A 17,178-nucleotide genomic window follows, 5' to 3' on the forward strand; every position below is an offset into this window, starting at 1 on the left:
GCACCGCGCTACTGCGCCGGGCCGGCGGCAGGGGGAGGATGGGAGAGGTCGGTGTCCACGTCTTCGAAGACGTCCATGAAGTCGTCCACGGCGATGTTCTCGAGATTCCTGTCCTGCGTCCCCAGCAGCTCGTCGATCGTTTCCCGCAACGCCTCCTCGATGTCCTCGAAGAGGAATCCATGGTCCTTGAGGATTCCCTCGATCGTCTCCGCGACCCCCTGGATGGACTTGTTCAGCGCATCGCCGCCGACCGCACTGCCCTCGCCGGCCATGAGCCCGATCACGAGCGGCTTCGTGGAGTCGATGGTGGTGCCGCCCATGTCCAGGAGACTCGACATGGCCGGGACACCGTTCGGATCGTCCGTGGCGATGCCGGCCAGCGCGGCCCTGAACTCGGTGATGTGGTGGGTGATGAACTGCCTCAGGAATGCGGCGTCAAGGGTTGTGGCCATCTCGGCATCCCTTCTCCCGTCGGATCGTCAGCGACTGCCGATCCGGATGTCACCCCACCGCTGGGAGAGGCTCTGCTCCGTGTACCGGTAGTTGGAGGAGATGTCGGTGAGCAGACCGGAATGCTGAGCGAGCAGGTTCCTGATGTTCGTCACGGCCTGGTCCCACGCCGCCTGCACTTCGCTGTAGACGTCCTTGTCGTCACCGATCCAGCTGGCCCTGAGCTCGGTCAGTTCCATTTCGAGATTCGCGATGATGCTCATGATCGCCTGCGACTGGCCGACCATGTCGTCCGCCGCGCCTTCGGCGTGGTTGTAGTCGACGTGGATGAAGCCGTCGGAGAAGTCCATCAGATTCCTCGATTCGCCGGGAGGGCCGCGCGGTGCCGCACACCGTCCGGGGCAGCGGTCGGTGGGCGGGGGCAGGGCCGGCCGGGTGCGTGGGTGGGGCTAGGAGGCGGCCGTGCTGGTGCCGTTGAGCTCGTCGAACACGGTCGTGGAGCGCGAGTACGCCGCGTCGATCGCGTCGTTGGTGGATCCCTGGACCAGGCCGTGCTCCTGAAGCGTGCCGTTGAGCTCGTCGACCATGCGGTCCAGGTTGATCAGGATGGTGTCGACGTGCTGGTCCCACTGCTCCAGCAGGCCCTTGTACTTCCCGCCGTCCGCACCCCCGTAATGCGAGGCGAGCGTGTGCGACGTAGCCTGCACGTCCTGCTGGCAGCGCTGGACACCGGTGAATGCCTGCTCCAGCGCCATGATCCCATTACGGGTCGCCCGCTCCTCGGACTGCTGCATGGCCATCAGGAAACTCCTTTCGGCGAAACAATTCGATAGCGTTCATGTTTCACTGCCGTTCACGGATGATCGGACCCCGCGGGCAGACGGGGCCCACGGATTCCCAACCGGTCGGCCAGGACACGGGACGGCAGGATGCTAACCGGCTCCCATACGGTTGGCAATCAATCACCGCACCCACTCGGCGATCTTCCGAGTACATTCCGCGCGCTCAATTGAGAAATCACGCGGAATTCACTGCGCTCACCTGAGCACCGTCATGAATTCAGTCGGGCAGATCGGTCATCTCCACCCTTGGCCGCGATACGTCCGGGCGCCTTTCCTCACCTGACGTGATGGCGCGCATTCAAGAAGTTCTCACGGGGCGGGGCAGCGGAACGACCGTTTTCTCCGTTCCCGCCCGCTACGCTCCCGGACACCGCAGCGTCACCCGGGCCGCGCTCGAGGAGGCCGCTTCGGGAGTGAGGTCCGGCCCGGTGGGGAGCATCGCCAGCATCATGGCCGGCATGCTCCGCTCCTGCACGTCCCCGTAGCCCAGCGCCTCCACCCCCTCCCGGGACGGCAGCCGGTACTTCACACCGGCCTCCGTCACCAGGTAGGTGGTGCTGCCCAGGGAGCTGCCACTCGCGCTCAACGCCCTGACCAGCGCGCCCTTTCCGGCCCGCACCGCGGTGACATCGACCTTCAGACACGCCGGTTCGGCCTCGGGGCCGGGTGCCTGCGCGGCGTCCGGCAGTGCGCTCCCGGGCAGCAAGGACGTACCGACCCGGACGCCCCCCGCCGTGGAGTCGACGGCCGCGCAGACCACGGCGCCGTCGCCGGGCGTGACCGCCTCCGGTGGCGTCTGCGGCAGCTTCGCCGCGTTCTCCGCGGGGTTCCCGGAGCCCGGGGCCAGATGCTCGGTCAGGGTGTCGGCGCCGAGCGTCGCCACGGTCACGGCAGCGCCGTCGTACGCCTTCTCACGCGTCTCGGGGTCGCCCAGCAGCAGCGTCGCCCCGGTGGCCGTGAGCGGCACCAGGCCTTCCCTGGTGAGCAGATGGTGACGGGGCGCCGAGCCGGGGACATCGACCCGGAAGAGCTGTCCGACCCTGGTGCCGTGCCCCGCCAGGCCGGGTCCCTCCTCGCCCCGGCCGGGCACCTCGGCCGGGGACAGGTCGGGCCCCTGGGGGAAGGCGTCGAGGAACGCGGCCGAGACCGGTCGGGGGGTGACGCTCGCGTAGCCCAGGGACTCGGCCGCCTTCGCCCGCGTGTCCAGCCGGAGCCGGCTGCCCTGCCACAGCAGGTACGTGGCGTCCTGGGGACCGGTGACCAGCAGGCCGTCCCGCTCTCCCAGCTGCCGTCCGCCGGGAAGGTCCTGGGGCCGGCCGGCGCCGAGGGCGAGCGTGGTGACCGCCGTGACGACGCCCGTGGTTCTCGGGCGGGTGCCCGAACAGACCAGCCAGGGTGTGCCGTCCAGGTCACCGGGGCCCGGCAGTGCCTCGGGACCGCCCGGGATGCCGACGGGGGAGCCGTGCGGGGCGCCGGCCAGCGACGACGTACGCACGGTGGTGACACCGAGGTCGCCGCCGGCGATCAGCCGCGCCGACGCGTAGTTGCGGACCGGGCGCAGCCGCCCGTCCAGGTACAGGTAGCGCGCTCCCGTCTCCTTGTCGACGATCAGTTTCTCCCCGGATCGCCACGTGTCGTTCCCGCCGGGCTGGATCAGCCCGAAGACGAAGGCCCCGGCGCACACCAGCAGGGAGATGATCACGCCGATGGCGGCGCCGCGGTTGGTGCGGCCCAGAGGGCTCTCGGGGTCGTCGGGCTCGGCGCGCAGCATGGCCGAGGCCAGCCTGCCCATGACGAAGAGATGCGCCTGTACCTGGTCTCGTTTGCTGTGCATGGTCGCCGTTCTCCCGGGGTCAGCCGTTGATGCCGCGGAGCAGGCCGTAGACGCCCATCGACCAGAGCGTCAGCGGCAGGATGCTGAGGGCGGCCAGCGAGTGCAGCAACTCGGCCGCGCGCCCCCAGTACGGGACGAGCCGCCGGCCGGGCACGGTCCACGAGGCGATGACGAGACCGGCCGCGAGGCCCAGCAGCCCAGCCGTCAGGGTCAGTCGGTCAACCGCGTCGAGGGAACGGGCGAACGCGGCCAGCAGGAGGATCACGCCCCAGGCGCCCGCGATGGTCAGAGCGAGCCGCTGCCAGACGTTGCCCAGCCCGCGGCTGTGCAGCAGGAGCAGCAGCGAGAGTGCTGCCACGGTGAGGACGCGGGGGAGTTCCGGACCGCCGGCCAGGAGTGCCGCCAGGCAGGGCAGGCAGATGATTCCGATGGCCCCGTAGAGGGCCGTCATCCAGCCGTCGGCCAGCGTGGACCGTACCTCGACGTCCGCCGCGGGGTACGGATCGATGCCCTGCTGCAACTGCTGGACGTTGGTGGGCAGCGGCGGCATCCGCATACCGGCGAGCCGGAACGACAGCGTGGGGACGAAGCCGCCGAACAGGACCACCACGACGGCGACGACGCCTGCCGCCTGTGCCGGGGACAGATCGAGGCCGATGAGGGTGGCGCCGAGCGCTCCGGCCGCGGCGACGCAGGCGGCGCCGACGAACAGCGCCGGGTACACCCCGACCGCCGCCAGGGCGAGGATCGCGCCCGCTCCGCCCGCCGCCGAGGCCGCCAGCAGGCGTGCGGCCAGGACGGTTTCGCCGTCGTCGCCGCCCAGCTGGCCGCCGGGCAGCAGCCAGCCCGCGAGGGCGAAGAAGGGGCCCACCATGAGACCCAGTGCCGAACCCGCACCGGCGTCGCCGACGGCACGGGTCGCGGAGCCCGCGCCGGCCAGCAGCAGCAGACCCGCGGCGGAGGCCGCCACGGCCCGTACCCAGCCCTCGGTTCCCGGCAGGGCGAGGAGGACGATGCCCAGCGTCAGGGTGGTGAGCGACAGACCGCGCAGCAGTCGCCGACCCGCTTCGGCGCTCCAGCCGTGCGGCCTGCGCTGCATGACATCCGCGATGCCGTCGACCAGGTCGTCGAGGTGCACTTCGGCCAAGGCCTCGTCGCGGGGCCGTAGATGAAGTTCCTCACCGTCCCGCAGACCGAGGGAGTCCAGGGTACTCTCGGGGTCGAGCGGTGGGCCGCCGAGGCGTTGCAGTACCCAGCCGCCATGCTCCAGACCGGCTTCGGCCAGGTCGTCCCCTCCGTAGCCGATCACTGTGGGCAGCAGATCGGCCACGGGGACGTCGGAGGGCACGGCCAGGTCGATGGTCCTGGCCGGGGCGCGTACGGTGAGGCGGCTCAGATTCGCCGTCTGAAGATCGGTCATGGGATTCGGGTTCACGCTTTCTGGCGGACCACGGGATGCACGGTGGCTGGGAATGAGCAGTGGCTCGCCGGTCGGCCGCTGAATGCGACGGGAAGTCGGACGGGGCACGCGCCGACGAGTTTGACGGCAGGCCGGGCATTTTCGCAACTCCCCCCAACAATTCACTGTTCCGGAACCCCGCGGATATTTTCACGCCGGGGTGATGCGGGCTCCGGTGTTTACCTGGCCGTGGCCGCGGAATTGCTCCGCCATCTTCGAGGAGGCCTTTTCGTTGAGCGTGATCCTGTTCCGCAGGCCGGCCCGCCGCAAAGGGCCTGAATTGCCGTCGGGGGACGTGAGCCTTCAGGAGCCGCCCACACTTCCGGAAGTGGTTCCGGACAGTTCGGCGGTATGGACGTACCTGCCGATGGCGCTGATGTCGGTTTCCATGATGCTCATGTTCATGCGCCCCGGAATCACCCGGTCCAGCGGCGGATTCATCTACATCGCGCTCGGAGTGATGGTGATCGCGTCCGCGGGCATGATGCTCGGTCAGGTGATGCGCCGCAACAGCGAACGCAAGCAGCGGATGAAAGGGGAGCGCCGCGACTACCTGCGCTATCTGCGGCAGACCCGGCGCACGGTGCGGGCGTCCATCGTCGACCAGCGGCTCGCCCTGGCCTGGCGTCATCCCGAGCCCGAGGCGCTGTCCTCCCTGGTGCGCACCACCCGCCTGTGGGAGCGCCGGTCGTCCGACGAGGACTTCGCCGAGGTCCGGATGGGCATCGGTGACCAGCGGCTGGCGATGCGGCTGACGCCGCTGTCGACGAAACCGGTCGAGGACCTGGAACCGCTGTCCGCGCACGCGCTGCGCAGTTTCACCCGGGCGTACGCCTCGGTGCGGGACCAGCCCATCGCGATCTTCCTACGGGCCTGGTCCAAGGTGCTGTTCCGCGGGGACGCGGATCGCGTACGGTCGCTCGCCCGGTCCGTTCTGGCCCAGTTGGCGGTCTTCCACTCCCCCGACGACCTGTGGATCGCGCTGTGCGTGTCGGACGAGCGGCGTGCCGAGTGGGAGTGGGCGAAGTGGCTCCCGCACAGTCTGCACCGGCACGAGGAGGACGGCGCCGGTCCGACCCGCATGATCGTCTCGGCCTTCAACGAGCTGGAGAACCTGCTCGGTGCCGAGTTCCACGAGCGGCCGGGCGCCGACCCGGACGCGGTGCCGGGGCGGGAGGAGCCGTACACGGTGATCGTGATCGACGGGTGTGCGGTGCCCTCGGGTCACCGTTTCGACGGGCACGGTTTCCGCAACGCCGTGGTGCTCGACCTCTCCGGGGCCCTCGTCTGGAAGCCCGGACGGACCACCCTGCGCCTGGAGGTGGAGGAGAACGGTGTCGCCCTGGTGCGGACCGACCGGGACCGCAAGGAGCAGTCGACGCTGCTCGGCCGGCCCGACCGGCTGGGGCCGGCGGGGGCCCTGACGCTGGCCCGGCTGCTCGCGCCGTACCGGATGAGCATGGGCGGGGACGACTCCCGGCCGCTGACCGACGAGGTCGAGCTGACGTCGCTGCTGAACATCCCCGACCTGCACCGGCACGAACCGGCCACCCTCTGGGAGCGGTACACCGGCAGTGCCCGGCTGCGGGTGCCGATCGCGGTCGGCGGCGACGGCCGGCCGGTGGAGCTGGACATCAAGGAGTCCGCTCAGGGCGGCACGGGCCCGCACGGGATGCTGATCGGCGCCACCGGCTCCGGCAAGAGCGAACTGCTGCGCACCCTCGTGCTGGCGCTCGCGCTGACGAACTCCTCCGAGACGCTGAACTTCGTCCTGGTCGACTTCAAGGGCGGCGCCACCTTCCTCGGCCTGGACGAACTGCCGCACACCTCCGCGGTCATCACCAATCTCGCCGACGAGGTGTCCCTGGTCTCCCGGATGCAGGACGCCCTGCACGGCGAGCTGATCCGCCGCCAGGAGCTGCTGCGCGCCGCCGGCAACTACACCTCGGCGCTGGAGTACGAGAAGGCCCGCGCGGCCGGTACGCCGTTGCAGCCGCTGCCCAGCCTGTTCGTCGTGGTCGACGAGTTCAGCGAACTGCTGTCCGCGCACCGGGACTTCATGGAGCTGTTCGTGATGATCGGCCGGCTGGGGCGCAGTCTCGGGGTCCATCTGCTGCTGGCCTCGCAGCGGTTGGACGAGGGCCGCATGCACCAGCTGGAGAGCCATCTGTCGTACCGGATCGGTCTGCGGACCTTCTCCGCGATGGAGAGCCGCGGGGTGCTGGGGGTGCCGGACGCGTACGAGCTGCCGGCGCAGCCGGGTGCCGGTTTCCTCAAGAGCGGTGTCGAGGCGCTGACCCGGTTCCGGGCCGCGTACGTCTCCGGCCCGTACCGGCGGCGGCGTGCCCTCGTACAGGCGCAGGTCGCCCGCCAGGTGGTGCCGTGGACGGCCGAGTGGGTGGTGCCGCGTGCGCCCGCCGATCCCGATCCCGCCGGTGGGCCGGAGGAAGAGGAGGGGGCGGAGGGGACCGACACGGAGAACGGGGAGACGCTGCTGTCGGTGGCGCTGGACCGCCTGCGCGGTGCGGGCCCGCCGGCGCATCAGGTCTGGCTGCCGCCGCTGGGCGCGCCGGCCACCCTGGACCAGATCCTGCCGCCGCTGACGCCGGACCCGCGCCACGGTCTGACGACGGCCGACTGGCCGCAGCGGGGCCGGCTCACCGTGCCGGTGGGTGTCGTGGACCGGCCGTTCGACCAGCTGCGCGATCTGCTGACGGTCGACCTGTCGGGCGCCGGTGGCCATGTGGTCATCGGGGGCGGCCCGCAGAGCGGTAAGAGCACGCTGCTGCGGACCCTCATCACGGCGCTGGCCCTCACCCACACGCCACGCGAAGTGCAGTTCTACTGCCTGGACTTCGGCGGTGGCACGCTCGCCGGCCTGGACGGGCTGCCCCATGTGAGCGGGGTGGCCGCACGCGTGGACACCGAGCGGGTGAGCCGTACGATCGCGGAGGTCACCACGCTGCTCAGCAGGCGGGAGCGGTTCTTCCTGGAGCACGGCATCGACTCCATGCCGACCTACCGCAGGCGGCGCGCGGCGGGTGAGTTCCCCGGCGAACCGCACGGGGACGTCTTCCTGGTCGTCGACGGATGGTCGTCGGTGCGCCAGGACTACGACCGGCAGATCCCCGCCTTCAACGCCCTGGCCGCCCGCGGCCTCAACTACGGCGTGCACCTGATGGTCACCACGGCCCGCTGGGTGGAGCTGCCGTCCTCGGTGCGCGACCAGGCCGGAACCCGGCTGGAGCTGCGGATGGGCGACGCGATGGACTCAGGGATCGATTCCCGCCGGGCGGCCACGGTCCCGCGCAGCCCGGGACGGGGCCTGACCTCGGACAAGCTGCACTACCTTGCGGCGCTGCCGCGCGTCGACGGCGTCGAGGAGGCGGACGATCTCGCCGACGGGGTCGCCGGGCTGGTCGCCGCGATCACCGAGAACTGGGCGGGCCCGCCCGCGCCCCGGGTACGGATGCTGCCGGCCTCGCTGCCCGTGGGGGAGTTGCCCGGACCTCGGGGCGAGCACGGGCTCCGCCTCGCCATCGGTCTGGACGAGAACGAACTCGAGCCGGTGTGGCACGACTTCACCGAGAACCCGCACATGATCGTGGTGGGCGACACCGAGTCGGGCAAGACGAACCTGCTGCGGGTGATCGCCCGGGGCATCACCGAGCGGTACACGCCCGCCGAGGCCCGCATCATGACCGTGGACTACCGGCGGGAGCTCGTGGAGAGCATCCCCGAGCCGTACCGCCTCGGCCATGCCGTCTCGACCGAGATCCTCAAGGATCTCGTGGACGGCGTGACCAGGGCGGTACGGCAGCGGGTGCCGGGGGAGGAGATCGCTCCGTCGCGGATGCGGCTGTGCGACTGGTGGCAGGGGCCGCGGCTGTTCGTCCTCGTCGACGACTACGACATGGTGGGCAGCGGTCCCATGACGCAGCCGTTCGCACCGCTGCTCGACCATCTGGCGCTCGGCCATGAGGTCGGCCTGCACATGATCGTGGCGCGTTCCGCCGCGGGCGCCGGGCGTGGCCTGAACGAGTCGCTGCTGCGCCGACTGCAGGAGGTCAACACGCCTGGCCTGCTGCTGTCCTGCCCGCCCAGCGAGGGCTATCTGTTCGGCAATGTGAAGGGCCGCGAACTGATCCCCGGCCGTGCGATGCGCATAGCCCGCCGTAAGACCCTGCAGATCCAGACCCCGTGGATGGAGAACGCCGACTGATGCCCGCGTTCCGTTCCGTGCACCGGCTCTCCCGGCCGTCCCGGCTCTCCCGGCCCGGGTCGGCGGCCCGTGCTGCCGTGCGAGCCGGAGAAGGGGGCGGGCGGCAGGGCCGGAGTGCGCGGGCCTACGGGCCGGCCGCCGTGGAATGCCGGTGGCGCATCCGCCGGGGGAAGAGGCGTGGATCGGCATACCGTGACGCATTCCGAGTAAGTGACACGGTTCGCCGACGGAGTACCCCGCAGAACCGCCACGAGCTCCCGTGGCCCGGAACCCCGGGCGGAAGGCATCAACAGCACCCCGCGGCAGCCGCCCTCGTCAGGCACACCGGAACCGCATCCGGCTCACCGCCCCAAGAGAGAGTCTCGCGCACCGGGCTCCCCGGCGGGCCTCAGGCGCCGGACCGACCACAGGACCCGACCACCACCTGCGGGCCACCCCCGTTCACGACACCGAGGCCGGAACCGCACCCGGCTCACCTCCCTGTGGAGGTGTCGTGAGTCGGGACGCCCGGCGGCCGCCAGCCGCGGGACCGGCCTCGGGGGATGATCAGCGCCGCGGCCGCGAGCAGCAGGACGATGGTCAGGCCCACCGCGGCGATCGCCAGGGAGCGCCGGTGAGGGGTGGTGTCCGGCGGGGCCGGCAGCTGGGCCGGGACCGACTCGGCCTCGAGGGCCGCGCGCCCGTCCGGGACGAAGGTCAGGGCCCCGTACGGGTCGAGCCGGGGCGTGTCCGACGGGTAGGCGGCGGCGATCAGTTGCCGGGAGACCTCTCGCGCGCTCAGCTCGGGCCGGTAGGCGCGGACGAGCGCCGCGGCCCCCGCGGTGCCGGCCGCGGCCAACGAGGCCCCGGAGGCGATGTAGTGGCCCGTGCCCTGGGGACCGGTGCCGACCATGCTCCCGCCGGGTGCGGCCAGGTCGGGTCCGTGGGCGGGTGGCGCGTCCTTCTGCCGGGCACCGTCGGGGCCGAAGTCCACGACGGCGAGTACGTCGGGCACGGCCGCGGGCCAGTAGGGCCCGCGCGGCATCTCCCCGTCGGGTCCGCGCTCCTCACGGGGTACGGCGTCGGGGGCGGCCGGAGCGACGACGAGGGCGTCGCGCCGCGTGGCATGGGCGACGGCGTCGGTCAGTTCCGACCGTCCGGTGCGCAGTACCTGCCCGACGTAGATGACCCGCGCACCGCGGTCCGCGGCCGTCCGGATGCCTGCGGCGACGCGTTCCACCGAGGGCACCCCGCGGTCGTCGGTGCCCGGCAGCGCGAGGATCCCGGCCTCCGGGGCGACGCCGGTGACCCCGCTGCCCGTCTCGGGTGCGGCGGCGATGAGACCCGCGGCGAAGGTGCCGTGCCCCAGGCAGTCCTCCTCCGCCCCGTCGAGGGACGTCACCCGCCCGGAGAGGCTGCGGACGCCGGGGGCGACACCACTGTCGACCACCGCGACGGTCACCCCGGCGCCGCGGGTCATCCGCTGGGCCCGCGACAGCCCGAGGGCGGTCTGCGACCACGCCGCCTTGGTGGCCTTCTCGTCGGAGGCCCCGGTGCACGGGCTGTCCTCACCGAGCCGGGTGGGCAGCGGGGGCAGCAGGGTGGCCCCGGGGTCGTCGTCGAAGGCCGCCGTCCCGGTGTCCGGGGTGAGCGGTGCGGCCGCCGGAGCCGCCGCGACCGATCCGCAGGTGACCGGCAGGACGACGGCAACGGCCAGCACGAGACGCGTACACCGGTACTTCATGACATTCCGCATATCGAGCATGATATGCGCATGACAGTCTCCCCGTACGCGTACGACGGAAACCGGTCCCGGAATGCGTAAGTCGCAGCAACACAAGGAGGTTCGAGGCGCGTGGCACGGCACATACTCACGGTCGACCCGGAACGATCGGACAGCTTCCAGACGATCGGTGAGGCGCTGGCCCAGGCACGCACCGGCGCGGTGGTCCGGGTCCGCCCCGGCCGCTACGCCGAGAACCTCGTCATCAGGAACCGGGTGACACTGGTCGCCGAGGGAGAACAGGGCACCGTGGAGATCTGCCCGCGGAGCGGCACCGCGGTCACCCTCATGGCCGACGCCGTGATGCTCAACGGTCTGACCGTCCGGGGCCGCGACAAGGAAGCGGCCGTCGTGGACGTACCGGCGGGGCAGGCCGCCCTCGACGGATGCGCCGTGACCGGTGCCGGCTGGACGGCGCTGCTGGTCCGCGGCAAGGGCTCGCTGGCCGCCCGCGGCTGCCGGATCGGCAACCCCGGTGGTGCGGGGATCGTCGACTCCTCGGAGAGCGAGAGCATCATCGAGGACTGCACGTTCGAGAACTTCGGCACGTCCGCGGTGGTCGTCGGCGAGACGGCCTCACCGCTCATCCGCGACTGCCGCATCCGCGGCGCGCGCGGCAACGGCGTGCTGGCGAGCGGTGAGGCCCGGGGAACGGTGGAGGGCTGCGACATCTCCGGCACCGACAAGCCCGCCATCGCCCTGGAGGGCCACAGCTCCACCCGGGTGCTGCGGTGCACCGTCCACCACACGTCGGTGGGCCTGCTCGTCACGAGCGTGTCCCGCCCGGAGATCGAGGAGACCACGTTCGAGTCCCTCACCGAGAACGCCGTCGTCATCTCCGGCGGAGCCGACCCACTGCTGACCCGCTGCGTCACCCGGCGGACCAAGGGCAGCGGGCTTCTCGTCCTGGACCGCTCGCGCGGAGTCCTGGAGGGCTGCGCCTTCCACGGCTCCACGGAGGCCGCCGTCCGGGTCGTCGAGGGGGGCGCCCCGCTGCTGCGGGACACCGTGGTGAGCGACTGCGCCGACACCGCCGGGGCGGTGCAGCTCGCGGACGACTCCGCAGCCGAGTTCGACCGCCTGGAGGTCCTGGACGCGGCCGGCGTGGGCATCTCGGTGCGCTCCGCCGCCAATCCGCTGCTGCGCCACGCCCGGGTCGTCGGCGCGGGCGGCCACGGCATCGAGTTCACCGATGACAGTCGCGGCCGTGTGGAGCGCTGCGAGATCGAGTCCCCCGGCGGCTGCGCGCTGAGCATCGACGAGGACTCCCACCCCGAGGTCAGCGACACCGTACTGAACTCCGCCACCCACTCGGGCCTCCTCGTCGGTGAACGCGGCCGGGGCACCCTGCGCGACTGTCTGATCAGCGACAGCTCCGACGCCGGGGTCGGGGTGCGGGACGGCGGGGAGGTCACCCTGGAGCGGGTCCGGGTGAACGGTTCGCGGGCGCACGGCGTCCAGGTGTCGCGCGGTGGCCGCGGCACCCTCAACGCCTGTGAGATCACCGGCAGTACGGGCGACGGCGTACGGGTCGACAGCGCCGAACCGGTCGACATCATCCGGTGTGTGGTCCGCGACAACCGGGGCGCCGGAATGCGTCAGAGCCACCCGAGCGACCGGCTCACGGTCGAGCTGCTGACCAGCTCGGGCAACGGGAAGCCGGACAGCTGGGGCGAGTCGGCACAGCCGGCCGGTGGGAACGGGGCCCCGGGCGGGTCCGGCAGCGAACCGGAACCCGAGGGCCCACTGGCCGAACTGGAGGCGCTCATCGGCCTGGACAACGTCAAGCACCAGGTGCACACCCTGGTCAATCTCAACCAGCTCGCGGAGCGCCGCCGCCGGCTGGGCATGCCGGTCCCCTCGATGAGCCGGCACCTGATCTTCGCCGGGCCGCCCGGCACCGGCAAGACCACCGTCGCGCGCCTCTACGGCACCATCCTGGCGGACCTGGGGGTGCTCAGAAGCGGGCACCTGGTGGAGGTGGCCCGCGCCGACCTGGTCGCACAGGTCATCGGTGGCACGGCCATCAAGACCACCGAGGCCTTCACCAGCGCCCTGGGCGGCGTGCTGTTCATCGACGAGGCCTACACCCTCACCCCCGGAGGCACCTCCAACGACTTCGGCCGCGAGGCCGTCGACACCCTGCTCAAACTCATGGAGGACCACCGCGACGACGTGGTCGTCGTGGCGGCCGGATACTCCGAGCAGATGGAGTCGTTCCTGACCGCCAACCCGGGCCTCGCGTCCCGGTTCACCCGCACCATCGAGTTCGACAACTACGCGGTGGAGGAACTGGTCACCATCACCGAGCACATGTGTCTCAAGCACCGGTTCGAGCTCGGTCCGCTCACCCGGGAGGCGCTCGCCCTGCGCTTCGAGCAGATGACACGTGACGCGTCCTTCGGCAACGGCCGCGCGGCCCGCGGCGTGTTCGAGGACATGGTGGACCGGCAGGCGTTCCGGCTCGCGGCCATGGCCGACCCGGCGGAGAGCGATCTGAGCCTGCTGCTGCCGCAGGACGTCGGGGAGGCGGAGGCGGCGACCGTCGGCGGAACGGCACGGGACACCGACGACGCGGCCGACCCGATGGCCGAGCTCAACGCCATGGTGGGACTCGCCGCCGTCAAGCGGGAGGTCGCCGACCTGGTCAGTCTGCTGACCAACGCCCGGCAGCGGATCGCGGCGGGACTGCCCGCCCCCCGGATCAGCAACCACCTCGTCTTCAGCGGGCCGCCCGGCACCGGCAAGACCACCGTCGCCCGGCTGTACGCCCGGCTTCTGCACTCGCTGGGCGTACTCCCCCGCGACTCCCTGGTGGAGGTGGCGCGGGCGGACCTGGTGGGCCAGTACGTCGGCCACACCGCCCAGCGCACCAAGGACGTCTTCACCAGTGCCCTCGGCGGCGTGCTGTTCATCGACGAGGCCTACACCCTCACCCCCGAGGGCTCCTCCAACGACTTCGGCCGCGAAGCCGTCGACACCCTGCTCAAACTCATGGAGGACCACCGCGACGAGATCGTGGTCGTCGTCGCCGGGTACACCGAGGAGATGGACCGCTTCCTCGCCTCCAACCCGGGCCTGACGTCCCGGTTCTCCAAGTTCGTACGGTTCGAGGACTACAGCACGGACGAACTGGTCACCATCGTGGCCGGGCACGCCGCCGCCTCCGGGTACGAGTGCGCCCCCGACACCCTCGCGGTCCTGCACACCCATGTGGACGCCCTCCCACGGAGCCGGTCCTTCGGCAACGCCCGGCTCGCCCGGCAGCTGCTGGAGGCGATGATGACGAGCCAGGCCCGCCGGCTCGGCGGACTGCGGTCGCCGAGCCTCGCCGACCTCACCACACTGCTGCCGCAGGATCTGCCGGGCGGGCCGGTCGCGGGGCAGCAGGTCGCCGGCCGGCAGCCCGCCCTGTGAGAAGCCCGTGAAGGGCCGGGCCCCCCTGCCGTGAAGGCGGAACGCCCGCCGGTTCCGCGACCGGCGGGCGTTCCTGTCACTGCCGGCCACTCACACGGTGAGCCGGAGGGCTTCCAGCCAGTTCTGCGGCTCCGTCGATCCACCGAAGACCCACGGTTCCTGGCCGTTGCACTTCAGACCGCCCCACCCGTGATCGCCGCCGAGATGGTTGTTCTGGCAGACGTTGCCCTCGCCCACGTCGATGACGAAGCCGCTGAGGTTCGGCGCGCTCTGGCCGGCCGTCCCCAGAACCAGGTCGACGCCGTTGGCCGCGTCCTCCCAGCCGGTGGTGTATCCGTCCTTCTGGACGAACTCGTTGGCATTCACGCCCTTGGTGCCCGCGACCGCGATGTTCAGGGCCGTGATGGCACCGCCGTCCTTGCCCGCCGTGGCCCCGTCGCACACCGGTGCCTGCCAGCCGTCGCCCTTCACATAAGCCCGATAGCAGATGTGCCGGCCGGGGCTCGACGCGGCCAGCCGCTGGACGGCGCCGGCCGCGGTGTTCGGCGCGGTCTCGGGCGCCACGGGCTTCTGTACCGGTTTCCCCGCCTGCTTCGTCGGCTCGGCCGTCCTGTCGGCGGTCGGAGGCGGCGGGGCCTGCTTCGCCTGGGGAGCCGCCGACTTCTTCGGCGTGGGCTTCTTCGTGGCCGTCGGGTCCGTCGTGGGTTCCGCCGGCGCGTAGGCACCACGCGGCGCGTCCAGGGGACCGTCGTCGAGAACGGTGTCGGACCCGGCGGCCACCGCCACGTCGTCCTTCTTCTCCCCCGCCTTGTCGGTGGCCCAGATCAGCAGCGGTACGGCGAGCAGGACGACGCCCGTGATACCGGCGGCGGCGAGCAGGGACTTCTTCGGTTTGCCGGACGGCGGTTCGCCCGCCCCGCCCGCGGCCGCCGCGGCCATGCTCCCGGTGGCGGCCGGTTCCCCTTCGCCCTGAGCCCGTGTTTGGGCCTGTGCCTGCGTCTGCGCCTGCGCGCTCGCGGACCCGGCCGCGCCCGCCGGTTCCGGCTCCGGCTCCTGTCGCGGGGAGGACCGGCCGACCGGGGACCCCGTGACCGCCGTGTCCGGCTCCTCGGCCGGGCGGGCCGCCTCGTTCCCGGCGGTGTCCGGGTCCGGGCCGGGAATCCGCCCGGTCCCGCCCTCATGGCCTCCCGGAGTCGGTATCGGGCCCGGGTCGGCCGCCGCCGGCCCCAGGGAGACCGCTCGGCGGACGGAGACCCCGCCCGTGGCGTTCGACGGTTCCGTACTCTCGGCGGTACGGGCGGTCCCGGCCGCCCCGGCACCTCGTTCCGGTTCGTCGGGTGGGGACTGTTGCTGGCGCCTTGCCATCATTCTCCTTTGACTGTGGTCAGTGGTCAGTGCTGGTGCTCGACAGGTGGGGGTCACCGCATGTCACCCGGGGGGCCCACCGGTCCGGTACAGCGTTCGGGCCAGCCGCGGCCCTCGTGAAGGCGGAATCCCGTGGCGAGCGCGTCCTCGAGCTGCGCGCGCGCCTTCAGGTCCAGTGCGCCCAGTTCCTGCGGCCCGTCCGTCCAGGCGGACGCGTTTCCGGGGAGCTCGCGCAGCAGCACCACGGAGGAACCCGCAGGACCGGTCCATGTGCCGAGCACCCGGAAACCGGTCCCCGGGACGAAGACGATCTCCTCGTACGTCTCCGGGGAGCCGCCCGGCCGGTCGAGCAGTTGCCGTACCTTGCGCCCGGTGACGGACCAGATGGCACAGCCCGCCCGGGCCCCGGCCGGGAGCACCGACGCCCCGGCCACGGCACTGACCGGGCCGGGGTCGCACACCACCGCGCCGGCGTCGGGCCAGGATCCGGCCGTGTCTCCACCGCGCAGGGCCACACCCCGGTAGGACGGCAGCCGACGCAGGGCGGAAGCCAGGCAGCCGGCGTAGGGCAGCAGACGCCCCTCGCCGGTGTGCAGGTCGCGGGTCAACTCGCGGTGGTGCAGCGGAGCTCGTTCGGCGGTGAGGTAGGCGTGCACGGCGACGAGGTCGGTGCGCACCGCCTCCAGTTCGTGGTCCCGCAGCGCGGGCATCCGGGTGAGCACCCGGGAGACCGCCGCGGCGTGCCGCTCCCAGGCGCCCGCCGCGATGTCACGGAATGCGGCACGCTCGGCGGCCCCGCTGACGTGCCCCGGAGTGAACGGCAGGGGCACGGACCGCCCCCGAGCCACCGGCACCTTCACGCCGTCCGACGTTCTCCCGGCCCCTGACGTCTGCGGCGCCTGCGCCCCATGTGGCATCCGGCCGGTGCCCGCATCTCCGGGGCCGTCATCCGAAGCCCCGGCGCCATCGGCGTCCTCAGCCTCCAGCACCCCACGCGCCCCGGCACCGGGCAGGGTACGGGCCTCGGACCGGAGACCGTAATCCCCACTCCGCTCCACGTCGTCGTCGGCCGATGCGCGGCCGGACCCGCCCGTCGCCCCGGTGCCGGCACCGGGACCGGTCGGCTGACGTACGTCGACGGCCGCCGGGCCCGCGCGACCGCCCGTCGGCACAGCGACTGCCTGCGCCCTGGCCGGCCCGGGAGAAGCACCGGCTTCCCCCTCGCTCCGGTGTCCGGGGGGAACCCGCAGGGCTGGTGCTTCCCGGAGAGCCCCGCCGTCACCTCCGGCGGCCGGCGGTCCCGAGGAAGAGGTGAGCGTCGGACGGGGCGCCGCCACGCCCGCCGGGGGCTCGCGCTCCTCGCTCCCGGAAAGCACCCGCCTCCCGGGCAAGGCCGTGACCTCCCCTCGCGTGCCGGACAGACCCGCCCCGGAGGGCATCCCATGGTCCGGCCCGCCCGACGCACGTGCGCCGACCGGAGGACCGACGCCCTCCCCCACCCCGGACGGGGACATGGACTCCGCCACCCCGCCGGGCACGCCCACCCCGGACGAGGACACGACCTCCGCCACTCCGCCGGGCGCAGCCACCCCCGGCACAGCGGCCACCCCTTCCACCCGGCCGGACGCACCCACGACCGACGGCGACATGAGCTCCTCCGCCCCACCGGGCGCACCCACCCCGGACGAGGACACGACCTCCGCCACTCCGCCAGGCGCAGCCACCCCCGACACAGCGGCCACCCCTTCCACCCGGCCGGACGCACCCACGACCGACGGCGACATGAGCTCCTCCGCCCCACCGGGCGCACCCACCCCGGACGAGGCG

Annotated in this window: 10 protein-coding genes and 1 pseudogene; 3 read left to right on the plus strand and 8 right to left on the minus strand. The window is 72.2% G+C overall.

Going from position 1 to position 17,178, the window contains the following annotated elements:
- Nucleotides 1-8: 8 nt before the first annotated feature.
- From ACZ5C2_RS20670 to eccD, 5 genes are all read right to left on the minus strand, one after another.
- Nucleotides 9-452, minus strand: a complete 444-nt coding sequence (locus tag ACZ5C2_RS20670; RefSeq protein ID WP_468793027.1) for a type VII secretion system-associated protein — start codon at nt 450-452, stop codon at nt 9-11.
- 27 nt (nt 453-479) lie between these two features.
- Nucleotides 480-800 (minus strand): WXG100 family type VII secretion target, encoded by a 321-nt coding sequence (locus ACZ5C2_RS20675; protein WP_468793030.1) that lies wholly within the window; start codon nt 798-800, stop codon nt 480-482.
- A gap of 99 nt (nt 801-899) precedes the next feature.
- Nucleotides 900-1,250 (minus strand): hypothetical protein, encoded by a 351-nt coding sequence (locus ACZ5C2_RS20680; RefSeq protein ID WP_468793033.1) that lies wholly within the window; start codon nt 1,248-1,250, stop codon nt 900-902.
- Between the two features lie 397 nt (nt 1,251-1,647).
- A complete protein-coding gene (eccB, locus tag ACZ5C2_RS20685; RefSeq protein WP_468793036.1) occupies nt 1,648-3,126 on the minus strand; it encodes a type VII secretion protein EccB in 1,479 nt (492 codons plus the stop codon).
- Between the two features lie 19 nt (nt 3,127-3,145).
- Entirely contained in the window at nt 3,146-4,546 is a 1,401-nt protein-coding gene (gene eccD, locus ACZ5C2_RS20690) for a type VII secretion integral membrane protein EccD (RefSeq protein WP_468793039.1), read from the minus strand.
- Between the two features lie 277 nt (nt 4,547-4,823).
- Between eccD and eccCa the strand changes: the two genes are divergently transcribed.
- Complete coding sequence (gene eccCa, locus ACZ5C2_RS20695) at nt 4,824-8,807, plus strand: type VII secretion protein EccCa (RefSeq protein WP_468793150.1); 3,984 nt, start codon at nt 4,824-4,826, stop codon at nt 8,805-8,807.
- Between the two features lie 472 nt (nt 8,808-9,279).
- On the opposite strand, the gene ACZ5C2_RS20700 is transcribed toward eccCa, so the two are convergent.
- The gene (locus ACZ5C2_RS20700; RefSeq protein WP_468793042.1) at nt 9,280-10,542 is read right to left on the minus strand and encodes a S8 family serine peptidase; all 1,263 of its coding nucleotides are present in this window, start codon (nt 10,540-10,542) and stop codon (nt 9,280-9,282) included.
- A gap of 99 nt (nt 10,543-10,641) precedes the next feature.
- Between ACZ5C2_RS20700 and ACZ5C2_RS20705 the strand changes: the two genes are divergently transcribed.
- Nucleotides 10,642-13,986: a right-handed parallel beta-helix repeat-containing protein gene (locus ACZ5C2_RS20705; RefSeq protein WP_468793045.1), complete on the plus strand. Its 3,345-nt coding sequence runs from the start codon at nt 10,642-10,644 to the stop codon at nt 13,984-13,986.
- Between the two features lie 90 nt (nt 13,987-14,076).
- Here the strand turns inward: ACZ5C2_RS20705 and ACZ5C2_RS20710 are convergent, their stop codons facing one another.
- A complete protein-coding gene (locus ACZ5C2_RS20710; protein ID WP_468793048.1) occupies nt 14,077-15,351 on the minus strand; it encodes a hypothetical protein in 1,275 nt (424 codons plus the stop codon).
- Between the two features lie 53 nt (nt 15,352-15,404).
- Nucleotides 15,405-16,181, minus strand: a complete 777-nt coding sequence (locus tag ACZ5C2_RS20715; protein WP_468793051.1) for a hypothetical protein — start codon at nt 16,179-16,181, stop codon at nt 15,405-15,407.
- Nucleotides 16,182-16,863: 682 nt separating this feature from the next.
- Between ACZ5C2_RS20715 and ACZ5C2_RS20720 the strand changes: the two are divergent.
- Nucleotides 16,864-17,178, plus strand: a pseudogene (locus ACZ5C2_RS20720) (hypothetical protein); the annotation flags it as partial.

The organism is Streptomyces sp. NPDC031365 (assembly GCF_055569765.1).